This window comes from Sphingomonas sp. Leaf407, from assembly GCF_001425385.1.
In the GTDB taxonomy this organism is placed as follows: domain Bacteria; phylum Pseudomonadota; class Alphaproteobacteria; order Sphingomonadales; family Sphingomonadaceae; genus Sphingomonas.
Genome location: NZ_LMQO01000002.1, coordinates 48,666 through 74,927 on the forward strand (window position 1 = coordinate 48,666; position 26,262 = coordinate 74,927).

General features: G+C 67.5%; 18 protein-coding genes, 1 tRNA gene and 1 pseudogene. 14 read left to right on the forward strand and 6 right to left on the reverse strand.

Annotation, left to right across the window (positions count from 1 at the left end; translation table 11 throughout):
* Positions 1–102 precede the first annotated feature (102 nt).
* The 6 genes from sdhC (at position 103) to ASG37_RS06755 (ending at position 5,293) form a co-directional block, all read left to right on the forward strand.
* Positions 103–513, forward strand: coding sequence for a succinate dehydrogenase, cytochrome b556 subunit (sdhC, locus tag ASG37_RS06730; protein WP_055757506.1), 411 nt, complete (start codon positions 103–105; stop codon positions 511–513).
* A complete protein-coding gene (sdhD, locus tag ASG37_RS06735; protein ID WP_055757507.1) occupies positions 513–899 on the forward strand; it encodes a succinate dehydrogenase, hydrophobic membrane anchor protein in 387 nt (128 codons plus the stop codon). Before sdhC ends, sdhD begins: the two co-directional genes overlap by 1 nt.
* Complete coding sequence (gene sdhA / locus ASG37_RS06740) at positions 899–2,704, forward strand: succinate dehydrogenase flavoprotein subunit (RefSeq protein ID WP_055757509.1); 1,806 nt, start codon at positions 899–901, stop codon at positions 2,702–2,704. Before sdhD ends, sdhA begins: the two co-directional genes overlap by 1 nt.
* Positions 2,705–3,111: 407 nt before the next feature.
* Positions 3,112–3,681, forward strand: coding sequence for an ATP-dependent Clp protease proteolytic subunit (locus tag ASG37_RS06745; RefSeq protein WP_055757512.1), 570 nt, complete (start codon positions 3,112–3,114; stop codon positions 3,679–3,681).
* Positions 3,682–3,747: 66 nt separating this feature from the next.
* A complete protein-coding gene (locus ASG37_RS06750; RefSeq protein WP_055757514.1) occupies positions 3,748–4,659 on the forward strand; it encodes an XdhC family protein in 912 nt (303 codons plus the stop codon).
* Positions 4,649–5,293: an NTP transferase domain-containing protein gene (locus ASG37_RS06755; protein WP_055757516.1), complete on the forward strand. Its 645-nt coding sequence runs from the start codon at positions 4,649–4,651 to the stop codon at positions 5,291–5,293. Before ASG37_RS06750 ends, ASG37_RS06755 begins: the two co-directional genes overlap by 11 nt.
* A gap of 71 nt (positions 5,294–5,364) precedes the next feature.
* Here ASG37_RS06755 and ASG37_RS06760 read toward each other — a convergent pair whose 3' ends face one another.
* Entirely contained in the window at positions 5,365–6,222 is an 858-nt protein-coding gene (locus tag ASG37_RS06760; RefSeq protein WP_082448052.1) for a peptidylprolyl isomerase, read from the reverse strand.
* A gap of 90 nt (positions 6,223–6,312) precedes the next feature.
* On the opposite strand from ASG37_RS06760, the gene ASG37_RS06765 reads away from it, so the two are divergent.
* A tRNA-Ser gene (locus tag ASG37_RS06765) sits at positions 6,313–6,403 on the forward strand.
* Positions 6,404–6,731: 328 nt separating this feature from the next.
* Positions 6,732–6,818 (forward strand): annotated as a pseudogene (locus ASG37_RS17625) (ATPase); the annotation flags it as partial.
* 244 nt (positions 6,819–7,062) lie between these two features.
* On the opposite strand, the gene ASG37_RS06775 reads toward ASG37_RS17625, so the two are convergent.
* Positions 7,063–9,936: a TonB-dependent receptor plug domain-containing protein gene (locus ASG37_RS06775; protein WP_082448055.1), complete on the reverse strand. Its 2,874-nt coding sequence runs from the start codon at positions 9,934–9,936 to the stop codon at positions 7,063–7,065.
* A 129-nt stretch (positions 9,937–10,065) separates the two neighbouring features.
* Here ASG37_RS06775 and ASG37_RS06780 point away from each other — a divergent pair, with 129 nt between their 5' ends.
* The 5 genes from ASG37_RS06780 to eutC are packed head-to-tail and all read left to right on the forward strand — an operon-like array spanning position 10,066 to position 16,864.
* The gene (locus ASG37_RS06780; protein WP_055757523.1) at positions 10,066–12,564 is read left to right on the forward strand and encodes a S9 family peptidase; all 2,499 of its coding nucleotides are present in this window, start codon (positions 10,066–10,068) and stop codon (positions 12,562–12,564) included.
* Entirely contained in the window at positions 12,561–13,781 is a 1,221-nt protein-coding gene (locus ASG37_RS06785; protein WP_156349058.1) for an MFS transporter, read from the forward strand. Before ASG37_RS06780 ends, ASG37_RS06785 begins: the two co-directional genes overlap by 4 nt.
* A 43-nt stretch (positions 13,782–13,824) precedes the next feature.
* Positions 13,825–14,712: a proline iminopeptidase-family hydrolase gene (locus ASG37_RS06790; protein WP_055757527.1), complete on the forward strand. Its 888-nt coding sequence runs from the start codon at positions 13,825–13,827 to the stop codon at positions 14,710–14,712.
* On the forward strand, positions 14,712–16,115 hold the full coding sequence (locus ASG37_RS06795) for an ethanolamine ammonia-lyase subunit EutB (RefSeq protein ID WP_055757529.1): 1,404 nt from the start codon (positions 14,712–14,714) through the stop codon (positions 16,113–16,115). The genes ASG37_RS06790 and ASG37_RS06795 overlap by 1 nt, the downstream gene beginning before the upstream one ends.
* Positions 16,112–16,864 carry an ethanolamine ammonia-lyase subunit EutC gene (gene eutC, locus ASG37_RS06800; protein WP_055757531.1) on the forward strand — a complete coding sequence of 251 codons (753 nt, stop codon included), beginning with the start codon at positions 16,112–16,114 and terminating at the stop codon, positions 16,862–16,864. The genes ASG37_RS06795 and eutC overlap by 4 nt, the downstream gene beginning before the upstream one ends.
* 77 nt (positions 16,865–16,941) lie before the next feature.
* Here eutC and ASG37_RS06805 read toward each other — a convergent pair whose 3' ends face one another.
* Positions 16,942–17,619, reverse strand: a complete 678-nt coding sequence (locus ASG37_RS06805) for a FadR/GntR family transcriptional regulator (RefSeq protein ID WP_055757533.1) — start codon at positions 17,617–17,619, stop codon at positions 16,942–16,944.
* Between the two features lie 236 nt (positions 17,620–17,855).
* Between ASG37_RS06805 and ASG37_RS06810 the strand changes: the two genes are divergently transcribed.
* On the forward strand, positions 17,856–18,104 hold the full coding sequence (locus ASG37_RS06810) for a helix-turn-helix domain-containing protein (RefSeq protein ID WP_055757535.1): 249 nt from the start codon (positions 17,856–17,858) through the stop codon (positions 18,102–18,104).
* Between the two features lie 41 nt (positions 18,105–18,145).
* Here the strand turns inward: ASG37_RS06810 and ASG37_RS06815 are convergent, their stop codons facing one another.
* The 3 genes from ASG37_RS06815 to ASG37_RS06825 are packed head-to-tail and all read right to left on the reverse strand — an operon-like array spanning position 18,146 to position 25,875.
* Positions 18,146–21,592 carry a glycoside hydrolase family 2 gene (locus tag ASG37_RS06815; protein ID WP_055757537.1) on the reverse strand — a complete coding sequence of 1,149 codons (3,447 nt, stop codon included), beginning with the start codon at positions 21,590–21,592 and terminating at the stop codon, positions 18,146–18,148.
* Positions 21,589–22,914 carry a GntP family permease gene (locus ASG37_RS06820; RefSeq protein WP_055757539.1) on the reverse strand — a complete coding sequence of 442 codons (1,326 nt, stop codon included), beginning with the start codon at positions 22,912–22,914 and terminating at the stop codon, positions 21,589–21,591. Before ASG37_RS06820 ends, ASG37_RS06815 begins: the two co-directional genes overlap by 4 nt.
* 45 nt (positions 22,915–22,959) lie before the next feature.
* Positions 22,960–25,875, reverse strand: a complete 2,916-nt coding sequence (locus ASG37_RS06825) for a TonB-dependent receptor domain-containing protein (RefSeq protein ID WP_082448174.1) — start codon at positions 25,873–25,875, stop codon at positions 22,960–22,962.
* Between the last annotated feature and the right edge of the window lie 387 nt (positions 25,876–26,262).

Genomic DNA, 26,262 nt, shown 5'->3' on the forward strand with positions numbered 1-26,262 from the left:
AGTCCATAGAGTACCGGACTCGCGCAACGACCCTTGCATCGGGGACGCGGGTGCGTAGATAGGCCACAATATTTCAAGGCCCCGAGCCAAAGGAATCCGAATTTGGCAACCGTCCGCCCCAAGAACCGTCCCACCTCGCCCCATCTTCAGGTCTGGCGCTGGGGTCCGAACATGCTGGTGTCGATCCTGCACCGCGCGACCGGCGTGGCGATGGGCACCGTTGGCCTTGCGCTGTTCGTGTGGTGGCTGGCGGCGCTGTCGGGCGGCGAGGAGAGCTATGCGCGCTTCCTGTCGTGGTTCACCGGGCCGCTCGCCCCGGTCGGCTATCTGTTCGGCATCGGGCTGAGCTATGCGCTGTTCCAGCATGTCGGCAACGGCGTGCGTCACTTCTTCATGGATGTCGGCGCGAATTTCGAATTGAAGGGCAACCGGCAGAGCGCCATCGCGACGATCGTGTTCGGCGTCGCGGCCACCGTCCTGCTGTGGGCGTGGCTGATCGTGGGGAAGCAGTAATGGGCAATGGTACGAGCATCGGTCGCGTTCGCGGCCTGGGGTCGGCCAAGACCGGCGCGCATCATTTCTGGCAGCAACGGCTGACCGCCGGCGCCAACCTGCTGCTGATGACGTGGCTGATCCTCAGCCTCGCGCTGCTGCCGGGCCACGACTACAAGACGATGGTCGACTGGGTCGGATCGGCATGGGGCGCGGTGCCGCTGCTGCTGCTCGTCACCTCGGTCGTCTATCACGCCAAGCTGGGGCTCCAGACGGTGATCGAGGATTACCAGCATGACGAGACCAAGGTCGTGCTGATGATCGCGCTGAACTTCGTCTATGGCGCGGCCTGGCTGCTCGCCGTCTTCTCGATCCTCAAGATCGCTTTCACCGGGACGCCCGCATAATGGCCACCGACGCTTACAAGATCATCGACCACACCTATGACGCGGTGGTCGTGGGGGCAGGCGGATCGGGCCTGCGCGCCACCATGGGCATCGCCGAGGCGGGCCTGAAGACCGCGTGCATCACCAAGGTCTTCCCGACCCGCAGCCACACCGTCGCGGCGCAGGGCGGCATCGCCGCCAGCCTCGGCAACAATTCGCCCGATCACTGGTCGTGGCACATGTACGATACCGTCAAGGGATCGGACTGGCTGGGCGATCAGGACGCGATCGAATATATGGTGCGCGAGGCACCGGCGGCGGTCATCGAGCTGGAACATGCCGGCGTGCCGTTCAGCCGCAACGAGGACGGGACGATCTACCAGCGTCCGTTCGGCGGCCATATGCAGAACATGGGCGAAGGCCCCCCGGTGCAGCGCACCTGCGCTGCCGCCGACCGTACCGGCCACGCCATGCTCCACGCGCTGTACCAGCAGTCGCTGAAGTATGACGCCGACTTCTTCATCGAATATTTCGCGCTCGACCTCATCATGGAGGACGGCGTGTGCCGCGGCGTCATCGCTTTGTGCATGGAGGACGGATCGATCCACCGCTTCCGCGCCCATTCGGTGGTGCTGGCGACCGGCGGCTATGGCCGCTGCTATTATTCCGCCACCTCGGCGCATAGCTGCACCGGCGACGGCGGCGGCATGGTGCTGCGCGCCGGCCTGCCGCTGCAGGACATGGAATTCGTGCAGTTCCACCCGACCGGCATCTATGGCGCAGGCGTCCTCATCACCGAGGGCGCGCGCGGCGAGGGCGGCTATCTGACCAACAAGGACGGCGAGCGGTTCATGGAACGCTACGCCCCCTCGGCCAAGGACCTCGCGTCGCGCGACGTCGTCAGCCGGTCGATGGCGATGGAGATGCGCGAAGGGCGCGGCGTCGGCAAGGACGGCGATCATATCTTCCTGCACCTCGACCATATCGATCCCAAGGTGCTGGCCGAGCGCCTGCCGGGCATCACCGAAACCGGCAAGATCTTTGCCGGCGTCGACCTGACCCGCCAGCCGCTGCCGGTGACGCCGACGGTCCATTACAACATGGGCGGCATCCCGTGTAACTATCACGGCGAGGTCGTCACCCGGCGTGGCGACGATGCCGACGCGGTCGTGCCGGGGCTGTTCGCGGTCGGCGAAGCCGCCTGCGTGTCGGTTCATGGCGCCAACCGTCTGGGGTCCAACTCGCTGATCGATCTGGTGGTGTTCGGCCGCGCGACCGGCCTGCGCCTCAAGGAGACGTTGAAGCCCGGCACGCCGCACAAGCCGCTGCCCGAGGGTTCGGCCGATCTGGCGCTGGCGCGACTTGACAAGTTCCGCAACGCCAGCGGATCGACGCCGACCGCCAAGATCCGCCTTGCGATGCAGAAGACGATGCAGAAGCATTGCGCCGTGTTCCGCGACGACGCGCTGCTGAACGAGGGCGTCGAGCTGATGGACGGCATCTATCGCTCGATGGCCGATGTGAACGTCACCGACCGGTCGCTGGTGTGGAACACCGACCTGATCGAGACGCTCGAACTCGACAATCTGCTGTCGCAGGCGGTGGTGACGATCAAGTCGGCGCAGAACCGCAAGGAAAGCCGCGGCGCGCATGTGAACGAGGACTTCCCCGATCGCGACGACGCGAACTGGATGAAGCACACCATCGCGACGTTCGACGGCTGGGGCGGCAAGACGGGCACCACGGCGATCGATTATCGCCCGGTGCACGACTATACGCTCACCGACGAGGCGGAGTATATCAAGCCGAAGAAGCGGGTGTACTGATCCGGGTTTTCCTGGGGCTTGTCGAAAGGGCGATCGGTTGTTGGACCGGTCGCCCTTTTTTCGTTTGTGCGCGATGGCTGTGAAGAAAAAGGAAGTTGGGTTCGCGCGGAGGCGCGGAGGCGCGGAGCAGGTGCGTTCGTGGCACCCCCCTCCCTGACAAGGGAGGGGCCGGGGTTGTCAGGGAGGGGAGCATGTTGGGAAGGCATTCCATAGAAAGGCGATCCGGCCCGGCACGAGGCGAGGCCACGAACGTGATCTCTCCGCGTCTCCGCGCCTCCGCGTGAACCTATCCTGCCTTCTTCGCGCCCTCGCGTGAAACAAATCTACCAACGCGACACCATAAATCGGAACCTTACCCCCATCCCCCGGTTCCGCCGCAGACTTTCACGCGAAGGGGGACGCCCACCATGACCACCACCACGATCAACGACTATCCGCTACTTGCCCGCCCGCACGTTCATCTTGCCGGCCCGGTCGATCATGCGATGTACGACAGCTTCCGCCAACAGGTGCTCGACGCGCCGACCGACGGGCCGCTGGTCGTGTCGATCTCGACGCTGGGCGGCGACCCGGAGGTCGCGCGGGCGATGGGCGACGATATTCGCCTGCTGCGCGACTATACCGAGCGCGAGGCGCTGTTTCTGGGCAAGGTCGCGGTCTATTCGGCGGGGTCGACGTTCATGTCGGCGTTCCCGGTCGACAAGCGCTTCCTGACCAAGCACACCCGGCTGATGCTGCACGAGCGGCAGATGAGCAGCACGATCGAACTGTCGGGGCCGCTCAAGACGCTCTCGGCCACGCTGAAGGCCAAGCTGCACGAGATCGAGCATTCGATTCTGATCGAGGAAGAGGGCTTCCGCGCGATCGTGGCGGGATCGCAGGTGCCGTTCGAGGAGCTGGTCGAGAAGGCGCCGTCGAACTGGTACATCGATGCCGAGGAAGCCAAGGCGCGCGGGCTGGTGCTCGACGTGATCTGATGCCGGTGGCGGATCGTGGCAGGCCGCCGATGCGTTATGCCCCGATCCGCCGTTTCCGGGAATTCTATGGCCGACAATGACTCCGTTCTCGCCGCCGCCCGTAGCTGGGCCGGGGCACCGCTTGCGATCGCGACCGTCACCTCGACCTGGGGATCGGCGCCGCGCCCGCGTGGCAGCCATATGCTGGTGCATGGCGACGGGCGGTTCGAGGGATCGGTATCGGGCGGCTGTGTCGAGAGCGACATTCTCGCCACCGCTGCCGAAGTGATCGCCGGCGCGCCGTTCGTCGTCAAAGGCTATGGTGTCGCCGATGCTGCCGCATGGGAGGTCGGCCTGCCGTGCGGGGGCGAGATCGAGGTGATGGTCCAGCCGGTTTCGCCGCACGGCTTCGATCCGGCGCTGTTCGAAGCGGTCGAGGCGGCGCGGGCGGACGGCCAGGCGATCGATCTGTCGACCGACCTGTCGAGCGGTGTGACCACGCAGGGCGCGGCCGGGGCGTTCGTCAACCGCTATGACCCGCCGCGCCGGTTGCTGATCGTCGGCGCGGTGCAGATCGCGCAGACGCTGTGCGGGCTGGCGCGTGAGCTGGGTGTCGCGACGACGCTCATCGATCCGCGCGCACGCTTCCTGACGGAAGAGCGCTTTCCCGGCGTCACGCTCGACGATCGCTGGCCCGACGAGGCGCTGGCGGCGCTCCGCCCCGATGCGGCGAGCGCGGTGGTGACGCTCAGCCACGACATCAAGATCGACGATCCGGCGCTGGTCGCGGCGCTCAAGGCCCCGACCGGCTATGTCGGCGCGCTGGGGTCGCGGCGCAGCCATGCCGCGCGGATCGAACGGCTGGCGGCGGCGGGGATCGGCCCGGACGATCTGGCGCGGATCGACGGCCCGGTGGGACTGGATATTGGGGCGATCGGCCCGGCCGAGATCGCGCTGTCGATCGCGGCGGCCATGGTGAGGAGCTTTCATGCGCGCTGAGGACACCGCCCTGATCCTGCTGGCCGCCGGGCGATCGCGGCGGTTCGGCGATGCCGACAAGCTGGCGCAACCGTTCCTCCACAAGCCGGTCGCGTTCCATGTCGTCACCGCGCTGGAGGCGATGCCGTTCCTCGGCCGAATCGCAGTGATCGACGGGACGAGCCTCGACTTCGGCTCGCGCGGGTTCGAGGTGATCGTGAACGAGGACCCGGCGGCGGGCATGTCGCGATCGGTGAAGCTGGGCCTCAGGCGCGCGCGCGAGCTGGGCGCGCAGGGGGTAGTGATCGCACTGGCCGACATGCCGCGCATCACCGCCGCGCATGTCTATCGCCTGCTCGACGGCGCGATCGGCGACGATGCGGTGGTGGCGTCGAGCGACGGGGTGAAGCCGTGCCCGCCCGCCGTGTTCGGCAAGGGGCGGTTCGACTTTCTCGAATCGCTGGAGGGCGATGCCGGCGCGCGCGATCTGGTGCGGGCCGGGCGGCATGTCGTAACCGCGCCGGCCGAGCTGATCGACATCGACACGCCCGAGGACCTCGACCGGCTGCGCGCTATCGCCGAAGCGCCGGGCGAGCACGATGCGATCACCCTGCCGCGTGCCGAGCCATGGTGGCGCGACGAGCAGTTGCGGTAGGGCGTTTGATCCGCTCGCGCGGATACGGTGCCGGCCCGCTCCGATCCGATCCAGATATTCTGGATCGCCCGTTACGGCACCCGGCGGACCGGCGGCATCGCGTTGCAGATGTCGGCCCCGCCGGCGGGCACCATGAAGAACGGCGGCTCGCGGTTCTCGCGCCCCTGTATCCAGCGCGCATAGCGGGCATTGTCGGCGGCGCGATATTCGAAGCGCGGCCGTGCGGCGGCGGGCAGATCGCTCGCCAGGCGGATCGAGACGATCGGCGTCGGGGTCTGGTCGGGCGCGTAGAAGCCCATCGTGCCGGTGCCGCGTGGCAGCGAGGAAAGATATTCCATCCCCTCCACCACCCGCCCGATCAGCGCGACGTTGCGGTCGAGCGCACGCGGCGCATGGCCGATCACCGCATAAAGTTCCGCGCCGCTGCCGGTGCTGGGCGCCATGTCGCGCCCGACACCGACCATGCCGTAGCAATGCGCCAGCCAGCCGCGCTGTCCGTCGCCCGCCACCGGCCATCCGTCGGCGCTATGGCCGCTTTTCGCCGCATAGGGATCGCGCCGGGTCATGGCCGTCACCGCGTCGTAGCGGGCGCTGTCATATTCGGCCGGGGGATTGGCGACAACGCCGGTGGGCAACGGCTTTTTTTCGGTCACGTCGCCCCATTGCGCGACGTAATTGTCCTGGATGCGATAGACCGAGGTGCCGTCCCACCAATGCGCGGCGGCCAGCCGGCGCACGTTGGCGATATGCACCGGCGCATAGCGCGGGGCGAGGCGGATCACGATCCGCCGGTCGCCCGCCAGCGTCATCACCAGCAGTTCGTCGTCGGGGATCGCCCGCCAGTCGGCCGCGACCGGATCGGCCGGGGTGGGGGCGGGGGCGGCAGGGGCGGCCTGAAGCAGGGCGGCGAGAGCGAGCAGGGCTGACATGGGGCCGATCCTGCCATGGCGACGCGCGCCCATCAACCGCCCTTGCACGACGCGGCCAAGCCCCCTAGGGAGCCATTCTTCCGGCAATGCGGAGCGGTGGCCGAGTGGTCGAAGGCGCTCGCCTGGAAAGTGAGTATACGGCAAAACCGTATCGAGGGTTCGAATCCCTCCCGCTCCGCCAAGACCGTGCTGTAAAGCGCTGCAATTGCTTGATTTTTGTCAGTGCGAGCTATCCGCTCCCACGTTTATCCCTACATCGTGCGTTGGCTTGCCTGCCGTACAAGCTCGATCGCAACATCGAATAGCGGCCATGCTTCTGTTCGTTGTTGTTGCCACGTGGCGAGCGCGATCGACCGCTGGGGAAACGGCAGCGGCCATTCGGCCCGGCGTCGTTGGGCGCAGCGGTAGCGTTGGTGGCCATGCGCCAACCTCCCGCTGATGAGTGGAGCAGATGGATTGGCGGAGGCTGGTCCCTGATCCGCCTCGGCGAGACTGGTGCGCTTGCGGCCCGGCTATCCCGGCTCAAGGTCGTGGTCCTCGACGAGTTCGGCTATCTGCCATTCGCACGCTCGGGCGGACAACCGCTCTTTCCGCTGGCGCATCCCTGCGTCGCCAGTGTCCTGTCGGGAATCGACCGTCCCGAACGGCTCGCGCAGACGCTCGCCTGCTATCGCTTCGCCATTCCCGACGCCTTCCGGCAGGCGCTGGCGGTGGCGGGGGTGATGCGAAGCGACGCACCGCTCCACGCATCGGGACAGGGCAGAGGGAAACCGACGATGCAGGCCGCCGTCCCATGACGGCCTGCACCGGCGGCGGCGGAACCGGTCCGCCGCCGTCAGGTCAGTAATGGATCCGCGCACCGACGAAGAAGGTGCGACCGATCACGTCGTAGACGCCGGCCTGATACCCCAGTTCGAAGTTCGCGCCGCCCGCTTCGGCACCGGGAATACGCGGCGGCTTGCGGTCGAAGGCGTTGTTCAGGCCGCCCGACAGGTCGACGCCCCGCAACAGCCGGACCCATGCCGAGAAGTCGTTGTAGAACACGTCGGGCGTATAGACCTGCTCATGCGTCTCTTCGGTGATCGCGCTGCTGGCGCGCATCGGCGAGAAATGCCGCAGCGTCCAGTTCGCGCCCCAGGTGTCGGCGGTATAGGCGGTACGGACCACGCCCTTCCACGTCGGCGATCCGAACACGCCGCGATATTCGGTGGTCGTCGTCGGATCGGTCGGATCGAGCGTGTATTCGCGCTTGAGCAGCCGGGTATAGTTCGCATCGACCGACAGCCTGCCCGACACGCCGGCGATGCCGAGCCGGTCGAGCGACGTGGCATATTGCAGACCGAGATCGATGCCGCGCGTCAGATATTTGGCGAGGTTCAGCTTCTGGGTGATGACCGACAACAGGTTGTTGTTGGCATCGCGCTGGATCAGCGGACAGAAGATGTTGGTGAGCGTCGGCTGGTCGACGCATTTGTTGATGAGCGTCTGTGCCGGGAAGGCGTCGATCGAATCGCGCAGGTCGATGTTGAAATAATCGACCGTCAGCGACAGGCCGGGGATGAAGTGCGGTTGCAGCACCGTCCCCACGGTCAGCGTCCGCGCGGTTTCGGGCTTGAGGTCGAGGTTCCCCTTCGAGATGATGTCACGGTAGACCCAGTAGGTCTTGGTATCGCCGGGTTTGATCGTTGCGCAGTTCGCGGCGGTATATTGCGTCTTGTCGGTCCGGTTGACGATGTTCCAGTTCTGGCACGGATCGGTGATCCACATGCCGCCGATGCTGCTGGCGGTGTAGAGTTCGCCGATGTTCGGCGCGCGCACCGCCTGGCCATAGGTCGCGCGGAAGCGGATGTCGCGGAACGGTGCCCATTCGCCGCCGATCTTGTACGTCGTGGTCTTGCCGGCGGTGCTGTAATCCGACAGCCGCACCGCGCCGTCGACCGACAGCGAGCGGAAGCCCGGCACGTCCTTCAATATGGGTACGTGCAGTTCGCCGTAGACTTCCTTGACGTCGTATTTCCCGACCAGCGGCGTCGCGGTGACGCCGAGCGTCGGATCATAGCGGCTGCTGGTCGGATCATATTCGGCCTGGATGCCAATATCGTTGCTTTCCTTGCGATATTCGGCACCGACCACCGCTTCCACCGCGCCACCGGGCAGGTCGAACAGGCCGCCCGAGACATAGCCCGACACCACCTGCTGCTTCATCACCGATCGTGCCCAGCTCGACGAATACTGGATGTAATCGATCATCTGCTGCGTCAGCGGGAGCAGCGGGTTGATCGCGACGCAGCCGTTGCCGGGGTTGGTCAGCGTGCTGCGGCACACCGCCTGACCATTGGCGCCGCGCGTCGAGTTCAGCCCCTGATACCACCGGCGATAGGAGGTGGAATTGACGTCGCGCACCTGTTGTTCGGTGACGCCGTAGGAATAATAGCCCGAATAATTCCAGTCATGGGCGAGCAGGCGGAAATCCCCCTGCGCACCGAAGGCGCTCTGGAACGTCTGGCGGCGATAGACGGTGACGGGGGTGCCGACTTCCATTACCCGCCGCGCGAAATACAGCCCGCCGGCGGGCAGTGCGCCGCCGTTCGCCGCAAGGATCGCCGGGGTGATGAACGGGCTGTCGGCCGGCACCGCATCCGATCCGAAGGCGGTCAGCGGCGCATAGGACCCCTCCGACCGGTTCTGCGACAGCGATGCGTTGGCGAACAGCTTGAGCGCGGGCGACACTTCGAAATTGCCGCTCACCCGGGTCGAGAAGCGCTCGCTGGGAACCGAGAGATACCAGCCATCGTACCGGCCATGATATTCGCCGCCCGAATTGGTGATGAGCGTGCCGAGCGCTTCGTTGTTGGTGTTCGAGATCGTCACCGGCGTCGCGTTGGTGAACCCCTTCGATCCCAGTTGCGGCGCGCGCAGCGACCCGTCGGGATTGATCGCGAACAGCTTGTTGCCCAGAACCACCTGCGGCGAATTCGACGAATAGATGTTCTGGTTGTCGTCGGTAATGTAATATTTCTGGCCCGAGCGCTGCCGGGTGTAGAAGGGATAGCCGCCCGCCGTCCACGGCCGGTCGGCACCGGTGATCGATCCCGGCTGTTCTTCATAGAAGCCGTAGAGCGTCACATTGCCTCGACCGTCGGCGAAATTGCGCCCGGCGGTCAGGTCCATGCTGTAGATGTCCATGTCGCCCCGGGTCGACGCCCCGTAGCGCAGGTTGGCGTCGACCCCCTGGAAATCGCGCTTGGTGATGAAGTTGGCGACGCCCGCGACGGCGTCGGCACCATAGAGCGCCGAGGCACCGCCGGTCACGACCTCGACCCGTTCGATCAGGCTGGCGGGAAGGTTCGACAGATCGACCGCCGACGTGCCGGGAATCGACGGCACCTGCCGGCGGCCATCGACCAGCACCAGCGTCCGCTGCGTCCCCATGCCACGCAGGTCGAGCGCGTTGACGCCGGCATTGCCGGCAAGGTTGCTCGTCTGGTTGGTCTGGGTGATCGCCAGCGCTGGCAACTGGTTGATAACATCGGTGATCTGCGTCGCGCCGGTCGCCCGGATCTGGTCGGCATCGACGACCGCGACGGGCGACGGGCTGTCTGCTGCGATGCGGCGGATGCGCGATCCGGTGACGAGAATTTCCCCCTGCTCGCCCGCCTTGTCGTCGACCGTCGCCTTGTCGTCGGCGACCGGCAGCGCCTGTGCCAGCGCCATCGTCGGCAAGGTTCCTACGGTCGCTCCCCCGAGCAACAAGGCATATCGAAACGTCGCTTTCCTATTCATATTGTCCCCCAGATGTATTTCGTATACAGAATACATAACTGTATTTATGTCAATAGGAATATGGTGCAACGCAATATCCATGCCCCGACGAAGGGGTGCAAGATCGGATCATGCGACGTGGCGAAGGGGATCAAGACGGTGACAGGCGGCGGGTATCAGGCAATGGCGCGGACGCTGTGCGGGACGGCACTGGGCGGACTGGCGCTCGCGACGGCGACCATGGCACCGGCGCGGCCATCGGGCAGCGGCGTCCGCGCGACGGCCGGGGCGCCGCGACCCGTGGCGTCGATCGCCGAACGCTATGCGCTGGCCGACCGGTTCCAGCGTCCGGCGGCCAACGCGCTGTTCGCCGATGGCGATGTCCGCGCGACCTTTACCGACGACAGCCGGTTCCTGCTCTACTGGACCGGCGTTCCGGGACGCCGCACCTTGCGGCGGCTCGAACTGGCGACCGGAACCCTTGCCCCGCTGACCGACGAGGCGACGCTGGCGCGGTTGCTGGCGGCGGCGATCGCCAAACCGGTCGATGCCGAAGAACTGTCGATCGAGGACCCGGTATTCGAGTCGGCCAAGGGCGTGTTGCGGTTCGGCGCGTTCGACAAACGCTGGCAACTGGCGCCCGACGGCACGCTGGCCGAAGCGGCGACCGGCGCGCCCGACGGCGAGGGCGCGGTATCGCCCGATGGCCGGTTCGAGATCGTGGCGCGCGACTTCAACCTCTTCGCCCGAGATCGCCGATCGAAGCGCGAGGTGGCGCTGACCACCGACGGCACGCGCGAGCAACCCTATGGCCGCAGCATCCCGCAACTGGCCGACATATTGAAGGCGGGGACCGAAGACCCGGTCATGCCGGTATCGGTCGCATGGTCGCCCGACAGCCGCACCATCGTGACGTGGCGGCTCGACACGCGCGGCGTGAAGAAACTGAGCATCACGCAGGAAAACCCGCCGGGCAGTTTCTACCCGCGCTCGTTCCAATATATCTATCCGCTGGCGGGGGCCGAGAAACTGCCGCAGGCGACGCGCTTCGCGGTCGATGTCGAACGCGCGCTCAAGCGGCGGCGGGCGCGGCTGGTGCCGCTGGCGATCCCGTCCGAATCGATCCTCTATCCGATACCGCCCGATCTGGGCTGGCACGACGGCAAGCCGCAGATGGCGTGGACCGAGCGCGGCTATGGCCAGGTCCTCGTCTATCGCGCCGATCCGGAAACCGGCGCGGCGCGGATGATCGCGCGCGAGGCGGTGCGCCCGCTGGTGACGGTGACGAGCAGCTTCTTTCGCGCCGCGCCCGAACTGGGCGGGGTGCTCAGCGTGTCCGAACGCAGCGGCTGGGCGCAACTCTATCTGGTGAAGCCCGATGCGCCCGATGGCGGCACCGCGCTGACGACCGGCGCATGGGAAGTGATCGGCATCGAGCATGTCGATGCGAAGCGCGGCAGCATCCTGCTGACCGGGGTCGGGCGCGAGGGGGATCGCAATCCCTATTACCGGGCCGCCTATCGCGTCGGCAGCGACGGCGCGTCGCCGCCGGTGCTGCTGACCCCCGAACCGCTCGACCATGACGTCGCCGTGTCGAAGGACGGCAGATGGATGGTCGACGCGATGTCCGCTCCCACCATTCCCACCCGCACCGTGGTGCGCGACGCGGCGGACGGGCGGATCGTGGCCGAACTGGCGCGCGCCGACGACAGCGCGCTGCGCGCCACCGGCTTCGTGATGCCCGAGACGTTCCGGGGGGTGGCCGCCGACGGGCGCACGCCGATCTACGGCATGATCTGGCGACCGGTCGGGTTCGATCCCACCCGGTCCTATCCGGTGATCGAGGAAGTCTATACCGGCCCGACCACGACGCAGGTGCCGACGACATGGACCGGCGCGGTCGCGGCGCGACAGGCGTCGCTGGCGCAGGTGGGCGCGATCGTCGTGTCGGTCGACGGCACCGGCACGTCGCGGCGGGGACAAGCGTTCCGCCTGCCCGCCTATCGCAATCTGGGCGAGGTCGGGCTGGACGATCATATCGCGCTGATCCGCCAGATGGCGGCGCGCTACCCCTATATGGATGTGAGCCGGGTGGGGGTCTATGGCGGGTCGGCGGGCGGCTATGACGCCGCGCGGTTCGTGCTACGCCGCCCGGCATTCTACAAGGTCGCGGTGGCATGGGCGGGCAACCACGAACTGCGGCTCGACAAGGCATGGTGGCCCGAAGTGTCGATGGGCTATGCCGACCAGGCGACATGGGACCGCAATTCCAACCTGTCGGTCGCGGGCAATCTGCGCGGCAAGCTGCTGCTCGGGCATGGCGACATCGACGACAATGTGCCGGTCACCGAAACCATGCGGCTTGCCGATGCGCTGATCCAATCGGGACGCGATGTCGACCTGCTGATCCTGCCCAACAGCTCGCACCGGCCGAACCGGCCGTTCTACTGGCGCAAGATGCGCGACTATTTCGTCCGCAACCTGCTCGACGAGGCACCGCCGCCGTTCGCGCCGCCGGTCGCGGCCCCGCCGCCCTTCGCGCAGCCGGCACCCGCCACCGCGACGGCGGGTGCGCGATGACCGCGCGACGCACGCTGCCCGTGGCGCTGATGGGCCTCGCGAACCTGACCTTCGGTGCCTATGGCGCATTGTGCCTGATGACGGTGCCGCAATTGCTGGCGGCGCGCGGCGTGGCGCAGGTGACGATCGCGTCGATCACCGCGCTGGCGCTGGTCCCGACGTTCTGCGGGTTCCTGGTCGCGCCGATCCTCGATGTGCGCTTCAGCCGTCGCGCCTATGCGATCTGCTTCGGGCTGCTCGCCGCCGTCATCGCCTTCGTGGCGATGCGCAATCTGGGTTCGCCCGAAGTGCTGACGCCGTTGCTCGTGACCGGCTTTCTGGCGGCCAATCTCTATTACAACGCGCTCGGCGGATGGCTGGGCACGATCGTGCCGAAGGGGCAGGAAGGGCGACTGGCGGCGAGCTTTACCGTCGGCAACGTCGCCGGGTTCGGGATCGGCGCGATCCTGTTCATGACGCTGCTGCGCGGCCTGCCGCCGGTCGTCGGGCCGTTGGCCTGCGCGATCGCTATCGCCCTGCCGATGGTGTTGCTGGCATGGATTCCGGCGCCGGCGGGCACCCGGCGCGGCGCGCGCGAAAGCTATGCCACGCTGCTGCGCGAACTGGGGCTGCTGATCCGTCGCCCCGTCGTCCGGCGCACGCTGTTCCTGTTCTGCCTGCCCGCCGCCTCCTTCGCGCTGACCAACAGCCTTGGCGGGCTGGGCGGTGAATTCGGCGCGTCGGAACGCTTCGTGTCGGTCGTCGCCGGCATCGGCGTCACCGCTTCGGCGATCCTCGGCACGCTGTTCGTGCCGGCGCTGGTCCGGCGCATCGAACCGCTGTTCATCTATCTCGCGATCGGCGCGACCGGCGCCTGTTTCACCCTGTCGCTCTCCGCGCTGCCGCATACCCCGGCGGTGTTCGCGCTGGCGCTGATCGGGCAGAACATCTTTCAGGCGGCGGCCTTCGCGGTCGAAAGCACCATCGTGTTCCGCAGCATCGGCGAGGATAATCCGCTGGCCGCCACCCAGTTCGCGTTCCTCCAGGCGGCGACTTGCCTGCCGATCGCCTATATGCAGGCGCTCGACGGACAGGCCTATGACCGCGGCGGGCTGCACGCGATGCTGACGACCGATGCCGGGGCGTCGCTGCTGGCGTGCCTGTTGCTGCTGCCGGTCGTGCTGGTCTGGCGCGCGCGGCGTCGGGCTACCGCGATCACCCCCTTGCCCGCGCGATGATGCGCGCGCACCCTTGCCCGTCCCTTCGCCGGAGTCTCCGCCGATGACCTTCGAGCCTGTTATCGTCGACATTCCCCTGTCGGACGGCCACCGCGTTACCGGCTATAGGTACGGCGAGGGGGCCGAAACGGTGATGCTCGCCAATGGCGGCCCGGGTCTGCCGAGCCTGTATCTGCGCGCGCCGCACGCCCGGCTGGTGGCGGCGGGATTTCGCGTCGTCACCTGGGACCAACTGGGGTGCGGCGCATCCGACCGCCCGACCGATCCCGCGCTGTGGACGCTGGCGCGCTATGTCGCGGAGGCGGACGAGGTTCGCGCGGCGTTCGGCGTCGACCGGGTCCATTTCCTCGGCCATAGCTGGGGAACGTGGCTCGGCACCGAATATGCCCTGACCCATCCCGACCGGATCGCCAGCCTGATCCTGGCCAACGGCGCGTGCGACATCCCGCATCTGGTGGCCGAACTCAAGCGGCTGAAGCTGGGGCTGGGCACCGAAACGGTGACGATGATGGCCGCGCACGAAGCGGCGGGGACGATGGACCATCCCGAATATCAGGCGGCGATGACCATCCTGAACTATCGCCATGTCTGCCGGTTGAAGACATGGCCCGAACCGCTCGTCACCGCGCTCGCCGACTGGAACACCGGCCCCTATCACACGATGCAGGGGCCGAACGAGTTCACCTTTACCGGCAACATGACCGACTGGAACCGGATACCGGCGATGGGCGCCATCGCCGCCCCCGCGCTGGTGCTGACCGGGGTGCATGACGAACTGACCCCGGCGTGTTCGGAACGGATGCACCGCGCGCTGCCCGATTCGCGCATCCATGTGTTTCCCAACAGCTCGCACATGCCCTTCTATGAGGAACCCGAGGCGTATTTCGCGGTGCTGATCGATTTCCTGACGTCGGTGGCGCGCGCGCGGTGATGCTGGCGGTGGACCTTGGCGGCACGCGCTATCGATTCGATGGTCTGGCCGCGTTGCTGGCCGCCGCCTCTCCCCATCGCTCGGGCGACGTACTGGCCGGCGTCGCCGCGCGCGACGCCACCGAACGGGTCGCGGCGCGGCATGTGCTGGCCGACCTGCCGCTCACCGCGTTCCTGACCGATGCGGTGGTGCCGTACGAGGTCGATGAGGTCACGCGGCTGATCGTCGACCGGCACGATGCCGCCGCGTTCGCCCCGATCGCGCATCTGAGCGTCGGCGGGTTTCGCGAATGGCTGCTGGCCGACGAAACCGATGGCGCGACGATCGCCGCCGTCGCGGCGGGGATCACCCCCGAAATGGCGGCGGCGGTGTCGAAGCTGTGCCGCAATCAGGATCTGATCGCGATCGCCGCGAAGATCCGCGTCGTCACCCGGTTCCGCAATACCATGGGACAGTCGGGCACGCTGGGCGTGCGGTTGCAGCCCAACCACCCGACCGACGACCCCGCCGGCATCGCGGCGGCGATGCTCGACGGGCTGTTGATGGGCTGTGGCGATGCGATGATCGGCATCAATCCGGCGCGCGACGATCCGGCGGCGATGATCGAGCTGCTGCACCTGATCGACGGCGTGCGCGACCGCTATGCGATCCCGACGCAAAGCTGCGTGCTGGCGCACATCACCACCGGCATCGCCGCCATCGAACGCGGCGCGCCGGTGGACCTGCTGTTCCAGTCGATCGCCGGATCGCAGGCGGCGAACACCGGGTTCGGCATCACCCTTGCCCTGCTCGCCGAAGGGCTGGATGCCGCACGCGCGCTGAACCGGGGCACGATCGGTTCGCAGGTGATGTATTTCGAGACGGGGCAGGGATCGGCGCTGTCGGCCGAGGCGCATCACGGCGTCGATCAACAGACGACGGAGGCCCGCGCCTATGCCGTCGCCCGCGCGTTCGACCCGTTTCTGGTCAACAGCGTGGTGGGCTTCATCGGCCCGGAATATCTCTACGACGGCAAGCAGATCGTCCGTGCCGGGCTGGAGGATCATTTCTGCGGCAAGCTGCTGGGCCTGCCGATGGGGGTGGACATCTGCTACACCAATCATGCCGAGGCGGACCAGGACGACATGGACACGCTGTTGACGCTGCTCGGCGTCGCCGGGGTCAATTTCGTGATGGGCGTGCCCGGATCGGACGATGTGATGCTGAACTATCAATCGACCAGCTTTCACGACGCGCTCTATGCCCGCCATCTGCTGGGGCAGGGGCCGGCCCCCGAATTCGCCGGGTGGCTGCGGTCGATGGGACTGGTCGATGCGGCGGGCGCGCCGGCCTGCGCCACGCTGGCCGATGGCGCGGCGCGGCTGCCGCTGCTGTTCGATGCCGATCGCGCGGGCCGACCGTGAGCGACGATGCCGCCCGTGATCCGGTCGCGCATGGCCCCCGGTCGACGCAGGCGCGGATCGGCCTCGGTCGCGCCGGACGGGGGATGCCGACGGCGGCGATGCTGGCGTTCCAGCTCGACCATGCCCGCGCGAGGGACGCGGTCCACACCCCGCTCGACGTCGCCGCCGTCACCGCCGCGCTCGGCGGGTCGGCGGTGGTGGTGGACAGCGGCGCGCCCGATCGTGCCGCCTATCTGACCCGCCCCGATCTGGGGCGCCGCCTTGCCCCGGCGTCGGCGGCCGCGCTGGCGGCGCAGCGGCAAGAGGGATGCGATCTGGCGATCGTGCTCGCCGACGGGCTGTCGGCCGCGGCGTTGCACGCGCATGGCGCGGCGGTGGCGACGCTGGTCATGGCCGCGCTGGCCGACTGGCGGATCGCCGTGCCGGTGATCGCGCGACAGGGGCGGGTGGCGCTGGGCGATGCGATCGGCGCGGCGCTGGACGCGGCGATGGTGCTGGTCCTGATCGGCGAGCGGCCGGGCCTCAGCTCGCCCGACAGCCTCGGCGCCTATCTCACCTGGGCACCAATGGTCGGCCGGCACGACAGCGACCGCAATTGCGTGTCGAACATCCGCCCGCCGCACGGCCTGTCCCATGCCGACGCCCGCGACACGATCGTCTGGCTGCTGCGCGAGGCGCGGCGGCGTGGCGGGAGCGGCGTGGCCCTGAAGGATCTGCGCCAGTCGGGTCTGGTGACCGGCGACAGGTGACGTCCGCTGGTGCCGCCGCCGTGGTCCGGCGGCGGCGGCACCAGCGTCAGCCCGCGCTATCGACAAGGTATTTTATGTCACGGCATCAATCGCTTGCGCCCTTGGCTCAGATGCCAGCGCATGGCGAGCGCGGCGTCGTCGGGGTCCTGCGCCCGGATCGCCTCGACGATCGCCTCATGCTCGGCCATCATCGCCTCGATCGCGCGGGGCGGGCGCGTGCGGGAGATGTCGACACCGGCTTTCAGAATGCGCGACACGTCGTCGTACAGATGGTCGAACACCGACAGGAAAGCGGTATTGCCCGTCGCCTCGATGATGGCGCGGTGCAACTGCCAGTCCTCGTCATGCGCCGGACCGTCCGACAGCAGCGCCGCACGCAGCGCGCGCAACCGTTCTTCCAGAATGACCATCGATTCGTCCGACCGCCGCTGCGCCGCAAGGCGTGCCGCCTCGGCTTCGAGCACCAGACGCACTTCGTACGTGCCGAGCGTCGCCGCCAGCCCGGCCAGCGGGATGTGCGCGCCCAGCCGGGGCGACGGCCGCCGCTTGACATAGGAACCGGCACCGCGCCGCGACAGGGTGATGCCGTCCGATCCGAGCCGTACCAGCGCCTCGCGCACGATCGGCCGCGACATGCCGAACTGCTCGCCCAGCCGGTTTTCGGACGGCAACCGGTCGCCGACCTGAAGGTTGTTGTCGATGATGATCCCGACGATCGCGGCATAGGCGCGATCGGTAAGCCGGCTGTCGCTCATGGTACGGAATGCCGCAGTCGGCCACCGTGAAATCTGTCTGACCAAAATCGCGACATGGCCGCCTGAATCCCTCTTGATTGGTCAAGACAACTGGCAGTATACCGAAATCTGTCAGACAGACGGTCACTGGTTGCCCGGATTGGCATGACAGGATCGATGGGGGCGGCACCGGATGCCGTCACACCATCGGCAGTTTTCGGAGGAGGAGAGACGCCGTGCCGGTACGTCCGAACCATATGGCCGCCATCGCGAAAAAATACCGCGTCACGCCCGCTCCGCCGCTGACGCCGCGGCAGGTCAGGATCATGCAGGGCGTGCATTCGGGCCTCCTCAACAAGCAGATCGCCTATGATCTGGGTATCGCCGAATCAACCGTCAAAGCGCATATGACGCAACTGATGCGCCGGCTTCAGGTCAGCAACCGCGCGCAGGTCGCGCAGGCGGCACGGGCGATCGCCGCGTCCCCCGCGCGCCTGTACGACTGAACGCTTATCGTCGTCGCGATACCCCTGTCGGGTGAACCCGATCACGGCACGTCGGCGGGCGCGAGGTTCCAGCCGCGCAGGCGCACCCGTGCCGGGCCGCGCGCCGCCGAATATCGAACGCTCACCTGTCGCGTCTCGCCGGGCAGCAGCGACACATAATTGTCGGTGAAATAGGCCGGCAGTATCTGTTGTCCGGCGGTATCGAACAGGGTCAGCTTGGTCTGCAGCACCGCAACCCGGCCGGTGTTGGCCAGATCGATCGTGATGCTGCGTTCGTCCCCCGCCATCCCCGGCGTCGCCCGTGCCGTGACCATGCCCGCCGGCATCGCGACGAGCGCACGCAGCGCGGCGGGGCTGGCGGCATCCCAATAGAAATTGTCGGACAGCCGCGTCCCGTCGGTGCGTTCCGCCTCCAGCCGGACGAGGACCGGCGCCGTGCCGGCCGCCGCCGGATCGAGGAGGAACGCATCGACGATGCCGTTGGCGGGCACGTCGATCCGTCGCTCCTTCACCGACCATTCGCGATTGTCGAGGCCGACGATCCGCGCGCGCACCAGAACCCCGGTCAGCGGTGTGCGGGTCGTATTGACCATCACGACCCGGCGGTCGGGCAGGTTCATCTGCACATGGACCGGCTCCGCACCCTTTCTGGTGCCGTAGAACGAGCCATGCGTGTCATAGTCGGAGGAATAAATCTGGAAGTCGGTCGACGGCCACGCCGGGTGCGACATCCACAGCATCCGCGCGCTGTTGGTCTTCCACAGGCCGGCGTTCATTCCCTCGAAGATCGCGCGGTGCGATTCATAGTTCAGCATCTGCGCCTTGCGCTCGAAATCGGCGAGATCGGTGGCGGGGCCGAAACGGGTCGCCATCGCGTCCATGAAGCTGGTCACGGCGACGGCACGCTCCTGATGCCAGTCGTGATAGGCCCAGGTGTCGTTGATCGGCCACCGGTCCGCAGCGGGCACCGCCCGCTGCCATGCCTCCAGCGTGGGAAAGCTGTAGGTGCCGACCTCCACCGCGAAACCCCTGGCGAAATCGGTGAAATACCCGGCGGGCTCGCGCCAGTTGTACGGGCCGGACCCGGCGAAATTGATGATCCGCGAATTGCCCTTGTACATGCGGGTGCCGTCCTCGGCCCACACCATGTCCTGCAACGCGGTCTGCAGGATCGGTTGCGGCACGCCTTCGTTGCGGCCGATCCACATCACGATCGAGGGGTGGTTGCGGAACCGCCGCACCGTGTCGCGCGCATTGGCGAGGAACAGCGGCACGTCCTCCGCCTCGGCGTTGTTGTCCTGCGTCGATTCCCAGAAATCGTTCAGGATCATGATGCCGTAGCGGTCGGCAAGGTCGTAGAAGCTGGCTTCGGTGCTCTGCCCCATCCAGTTGCGGATGATGTTCATTCCCGCATCGCGGTGCAGCCGGAAATAGGGGTCCAGCCGGTCGTGCCCGACCCGCTTGCGCATGTCGTCCATGCCCCAGTTGCCGCCGCGCCCGGCGATGCGGACACCGTTGACCCGCAGCACGAGGTGCGGCGACAGGCCCTCGTCGCCGGTGATGGTCCGTACCGCCGGCGATCGTTCGGCACCGGGGAACAGCGAATTGGCCCAGCCGCCGGGCACCTTGCGCAGCCCGGCATGGCGTTCGTCGATGACCGGCGTACCCAGGTGGCGGGCACGGGCGAGGTCGACCTCGATCCGGCGCAAATCGCCGTGGCTGTCGAGCGACGACAGTTCGTACGTTACCTGCCGCATCCCAAAGCGCACCCGCGCCTCGTCCGACAGGCCGTTCGGACCGGTAATGCCCAGATGCAGGTCGTGCAGCGTCGGATCGCCATAGCCGTTCGGCCACCACAGCCGTGGATTGGCGACGCGAAGCGCGGGGTGGCTCGCGGGCGTCAGCGCGACCGTCACCGTCGCCGCCGGGGGAACGCGCACCGCTCGGGTCACGGTGACGTCGTCGAACGTGGCGCGGATGGTCGTGTCGAGCGGCACCGGCCCGTGGTTCGTGACCGGCACCGCGATTGCGACATCGGCGACGCTGGTGTCGCCGTTCGGCAGCGTCGTCACGACCTGCGGATCGCCCAGCGTCAGGGTGCCGGTGGCGACCAGTTCGACGCCCTGCCACAATCCGGTGTTGCGGTCGCGGACGGCGGGAATCCAGTCCCAGCCTTCGGATGCGGTAAAGGTCGGCCCGTCGATCATCATCGCGCCGCCGTTCTCGCCGCGACCGGCGGTCATCGACTGTTCGTGCGGGATGCCCGGGTGCGGCGGCGGCGAGACGCGCACCGCGACGGCGTTGCTGCGTCCCGGCACCAGCATGTCGGTCACGTCGAACGCGCCGCGGATGAAGGCGCCCTTGATCGTCCCGGCCGCCGTGCCGTTGACCCAGATCTCGGCGGCATAGTTGATGCCGTCGAAGCGCAGCGTCAGCCGCTTGCCCGCCAGATCGGCGGGCGGCACGAATTCGGTGCGATACCAGTAATCCTGCCGCGCCAAGCGTTCGGGAATCGCCATGTTGTTCAGCCCGATGCCCGGATCGGGATAGACGCCGCGATCGACCAGCGTGGTGAGCGCGGTGCCCGGCACGGTCGCGACGTGCCAGCGCGCGGCGTCGAAACCGGGGGTCGACAGCGCGGGGCCACCGGCGGCGACCGTGGGTCCTTCGGCCATGCGCCATCCGTTGACGCTAAACCGCCCGCCGCCCGCCGGGACGAGCGCGGCGGCGGATGGGACGGGGATCGCCCGTGGCGGCGAAAAGGGCGCGTTGCCCGTGGGAAGCGTCCACGCGCGTTGCGGTACCGCCTCGCCATATTGGTTGCGCACGGTCAGCGGCCAAGTGGGGCTGGCATCCTCGAACCGGATCAGCGCCTCGTCGGGGATGGCACGCGCCGCCGTGGCGATTTCGGCGGGAGTTGGCACCTTCGGTGTGAAGGTCAGCGCGGCGACATGGCCGGTGAAGAACGGCAGGCCGGGCAGGCGCGGCCCGATCGTGACGAGCGCGGGCGCCGGCTCGATCGCCGCCCGCCCGGCCGCGACCTCGCGACCGTCGAGCAGCAGGCGGATGCGGTCGCCGTCGCCGATGGCGATCAGGTGATGCCAGCGACCGGCGGCCAGCACCGGCCCGCCCCGGACGAGCGTGTCGCCGACCAGCAGCGCGGCCCGCCCGTCGACCAGCGCCAGCGCACGCGAGCGCGGCCCGGCGGCCGGGCCGATACCGCCGACGATCGCGCGACCGGCGGTGATACGCGCGGGCCTGATCCATGCGCTCAGCGTCCATTGCGGGCTGGCGGGCAGCGTCTCTCCCTCGGCATAGCCCTGCGCCGGGCGGGCGATCGTATCGGCCCCGGCGATGAACACCGCGTCATAGGGGCCGATCACATCCATCTTCGGCCGGGCGAGGCGTGGCGAGGGCCAGTCGACCTGTTGCGCCGCCGCCGTCCCCGCCAGCAGCGACAGCAGGATCGCGCTCCCCATCGTCTTCATGACGCAATCCCCCTGAGCGCCATGTCGAGCAGCAGGACGAACACGAGGCCAAAGATACCGACCAGCGTTTCCATCAGCGACCACGACCGGAACGTGTCGCGCAGCGACAGCCCGAAATATTCCTTGAACATCCAGAAACCCGAATCATTGACGTGGCTGCACATCAGGCTGCCCGCGCCGATCGCCAGCACCATCAGATTGGGATCGGTCCCCGCCGCTGTCGCCAGCGGATGGACGAGGCTGGCGGCGGTCAGCCCGGCGACCGTCGCCGATCCCAGCGCGATGCGGATGATGCAGGCGACCAGCCAGCCGGTGACGAGCGGCGGCACCGGCAGGCCCGACAGGCCACCGGTCAGCGCGACATCGGCCCCGCTGGCGATCAATACCTGTTTCAAGGCGCCCGCGCCTGCAATGATGAGCAGGATCGGCGCGATGTCGCGGATCGCGACGACGAATCCTTCCATGCCCTGCGCAAGCGATATTCCCCGGGCCGATCGCAGCGCGAGCAGCGCGACGACGATCGAGAGCAGCAGCACGACGAGCGGACTGCCGGTGAAGGTGACGACGGCATGCGCCCCGGGGGGCAGCGACAGATGGGCCAGCCCGGTCGCGCCGGCGATAAGCACCACCGGCAGCAGCGCGCAGGCGATGCTGCGCGCGGCACCGGGCAGCGGCAGGTCGTCGCCCGCCGGTGTCGCGAACAGCGGGGCCGGCACCGCGCGGATATGCCGCAGCGTCCGCGCGAACAGCGGCCCGGCGATGGCGAGCGTCGGAACGCCGACGATCAGGCCGTAGATCAGCGTCAGTCCCATATCGGCCCCGAACAGCGGCACCAGCGCGGCGGGCGAGGGGTGCGGCGGCAGGAAGCCGTGCGCGATCGACATGCCCGCCAGCAGCGGAATGCCGACATAGACCGCGGGCAACCCCGTCCGCCGCACGACCGAGAAGATCAGCGGCACCATCAGGACGAAGCCGACGTTGTAGAACAACGGGATGCCGACGACGAACCCGGTCGCCGCCATCGCCAGCGGCAACCGTTTTTCGCCGAGCAATGCGACCAGCGTTTCGGCGATCCGCTGCGCCGCGCCGCTGTCGGCGACCAGCTTGCCGAACACCGCGCCCAGCACCACGATCGCCGCGAGCGGCCCCAGCATGTCGCCGATGCCCTTCTCGATCGTCGCCGGGATCGCCGCCAGGGGTATGCCGAGCAGGATCGCGGCGACCAGCGCGGTGACGATGAACGCCACGAACGGGGGGATGCGTACCGCCACCACCAGCACCACGAGCAGGGCGATGACCGCCGCGATCGTCAGCAGCGTCATGTCGTCGGTCCGTTCATCATGGCATCCCCCGCGGTCCGTTCCGCATCAGAAGCCATAGCGCAACCCGGCGCGGAAGGTACGGCCAAGGACGTCGTACAGCAGCGGATTGAAGCCATAGGTGACGTTGGTCTGCGGCGACGGTTCGGGCGACCGGTTCAGCAGGTTGTCGATCTTGAAATAGGCGGTGAACCGGCTGGTCACATTGTACGACCCGCCGGCATCGAGATAGAAGGCGCCGGCCATGTGGTTGGTGTCGATCGTCGGATGGATCGCGGTCGGCGCCGGGCAGTTCGACCGGCATTCGACGAATTCGTTGCTGTACACGCCGTCGCTGAACCAGCGTTCGGTGAGCGACAGGCTGAACCGGTCGGTATCCCAGCTCTGCACGCCCAGGATCTTCCAGTCGGGGATCGATCCCTGGTTCACGCCCGCCAGCTCGGTCGAGATCGTGCCGGGAATGCCCGACGTGCTGCGATAATGGATCACATGCGTCGCCAGCGCGCGCAGCGTGAAGGTGCCGGGCAGGCCGATGCCGCTGAGCGGCCGGCGATAGCTCGCCTCCATATCGAAGCCGTTGGTATAGATCGATGCGAGGTTGAACGCCTGCACGTTGACGAAATTGCCGTTCGGCTGGTTGCTGTCGAGGAAGATCGAGTTGCAGAATTGCTGGATCCTGCTGACCAGGCACAGGTCGACCTGCTGCTGCCCGGCGAAGGCGGAGACGACGTTCTTCACCTTGATGCTGTAATAATCGATCGAGGCGTTGAAGCCGGGCAGCCAGTTGCTGCCCGACACGACGATGCCGCCGGTGGTGTTGCGGCCGACTTCGGGGCGCAGGCCGGGGTTGCCGAGGTTGGTCTGCGTCACCGTCACCGTGCGGCCGCCGGCGACGCGCGGATCGTTGACGACGTTGTTGGTGATCGCGGGGGCGGCGAACAGCTCCGACAGGTTGGGCGCGCGCACGTCGCGCGAGGTGACGGCGCGCAGCCGCACGCCCTCGACCGGCGTCTCCCAGGTGCCGCCCACCTTCCAGCTCGCGATCCAGCCCGACGTGCTGTAATGCGTCTCGCGGATCGCGGCGTTCAGGTTCGCCCGACCCAGATCGTCCGAATCGAGCACCGGCACATCGACTTCGGCGAACCCTTCATGCACGTCGTACTTGCCGCCGCCCGAATGATAGTTGCCGGCATACCAGTTGTTGCCCGATACGGTGTTCATCAGCGGATCGGCCGGATAGTCGGCGCTGTTGGGCGATTCGGGATAGATGCCGTTGCCATAGGGGTCCGAGCGGACCTTGTACCATTCGCGACGATATTCGTAGCCGAACGCCAGCGAGATCGGGCCGGCCCAGGTCGATGCGGGCTGGCCGTTGATGCTGGCGCTGGCGGCGTGCTGGCTCGACCAGGTGTGCTGGAACGGCCCGACCTTGGGGATGATGTAATCGAGCGCGGCCTGGCTGTTGGTTACGTTGCCGATGACGTTGAACGGTACGCAACCCGACGCGCGCGCCGCCGCGCTGGCGCACACGATCGAGCCGTCGGCCGCGCGGACGGCCTGGATCGCGGCGTTGAAACGCGGGTTCAGCGAGATGTTGGAGACGTGCAGATCGGTGTAGTTGTGGCCATATTCGTAATAGGCGTCATAGCTCCACCGGGTGCCGAGCGCGGGAAACTTGCCGGTCGCGCCGATCACGCCGCGCAGATTGGTCCGCTTGGGCTTGACCGAGATGAAATCGGGGAAGTTGGCGAGGCTGGTGCCGAACTGGAAACTGGTGATGTTGTTCGTGACGCAGGCTGCCTGGATCGATGCGGGCACGAACGGATTGGAACACTGGATCGTCAGATTGGCGTTCTTGGCCGCACCAGCGTTCGGCGAATTTTCCGAACGGACCTGCGCGGCGTTGAACGTGGCATAGATCTCGTTGTCCGCCGCGACGTCGTAGCCGGTCCGGATATAGCCGACGAGGCGTTCCAGCTTCGATGCCAGCGTCGTACCCGCGCCGACCACGCCGCTGGTGTCGCCGCCCACGCAGAACGGCGTGATGCAGTTGGTCACGGCACCGGTGCCGGTCGGCGTGCCGTTCGATCCGTACTGGAACGCGAATGGCGCGCCGTTGAGGCCGAACGCCGTGCCCTGCAACGGACCCGAGGTAATCAGGCCGTATTTGGCATATTGGAACTGCTGCGCATTCTGGATGACCGAAATCTGGGGCTGGCCGGCGGGCGTGCCCGCGATGCTGCGGACCTGAAACGCGGGCGATACATACCAGTCGCGGCCGTTGGCGCCGGTGATGCCGAAGCCGGGATTGGGCACCCCGCCCTCGCGGCCATATTCGCCGCTGACGACGACATGCAGCCGGTCTTCGAGGAAGCTGCCGCCCCATGCCGCCTGCGCGGTGACGCTGGCATCGTCGCCATAGGTGGTGACGCCGCCTTCGAGATTGGCCTTGAACCCGGTGAACCGCTTGTCGGTGACGAAATTGATGACGCCGCCGATCGCGTCCGATCCGTAGGAAGCGGATGCACCGCCGTTCACCACGTCCACCCGCTGGACCAGCAGTTGCGGGAACTGGCTGACGTCGGGCACGCCGGTGACGTTGGCGCCGACGAAGCGCTGGCCGTCGAGCAGCGTCAGCGTGCGGATCGCGCCCAGGCCGCGCAGCGAGAACGAGCTCAGCCCCTGCGTCCCGCTCGACGTGGTGGCCACGCCGACCGCGCGGCCGGTGCTGCCCATCAGCGACGGCAACTGGGTGATGGCGTTGAAGATGTTGGGCTGGGCCGAACGGGCAATATCGGCCTCGCCGATCACCTGCGTCGGGGTCGGCGCGGTGAAGCCGCTCGCGGTGATGCGCGATCCGGTGACGACAATATCGGCGGCGGGGGTGTCGGCGTCGGTCTGGTCGGTCGCCGGCTGGTCCACGGCCGGCGGCGCGACCGTCTGCGCATGGGCGACCCCGGCCATCAACAGGGTGATCGCCAGCGCGGTGCCGCTCGCTGTCTGCCTCAATCCGTGAACGGACCGCGTTTGTTTCGCCTTGTCGAGCACAGTATCCCCCCGTGAATATATGTCGTTGGACGCGACGAGGGCATGGCGGAAGCGGCCGCGGACCTGTTGCCCATCGGCCTTGCGCTCCATCCGTCGACACCCTCGGCCGTCGACTGTGCTCCCAGTGTTGATCCCGGGCATGGACCTTGTCGACGGCCTTATGGTCGATGTTCGACCTCGGGCGGTTAAGGCACTGAACGATATGGCGTATCTGGATGAAACGGCGTTGCACGCGCCCGATTCGCCCCGGTCTGGAATGGTCCGGCACCGGCGGCGGAAGGGTTTCTGGTCCGGTTGCAACCG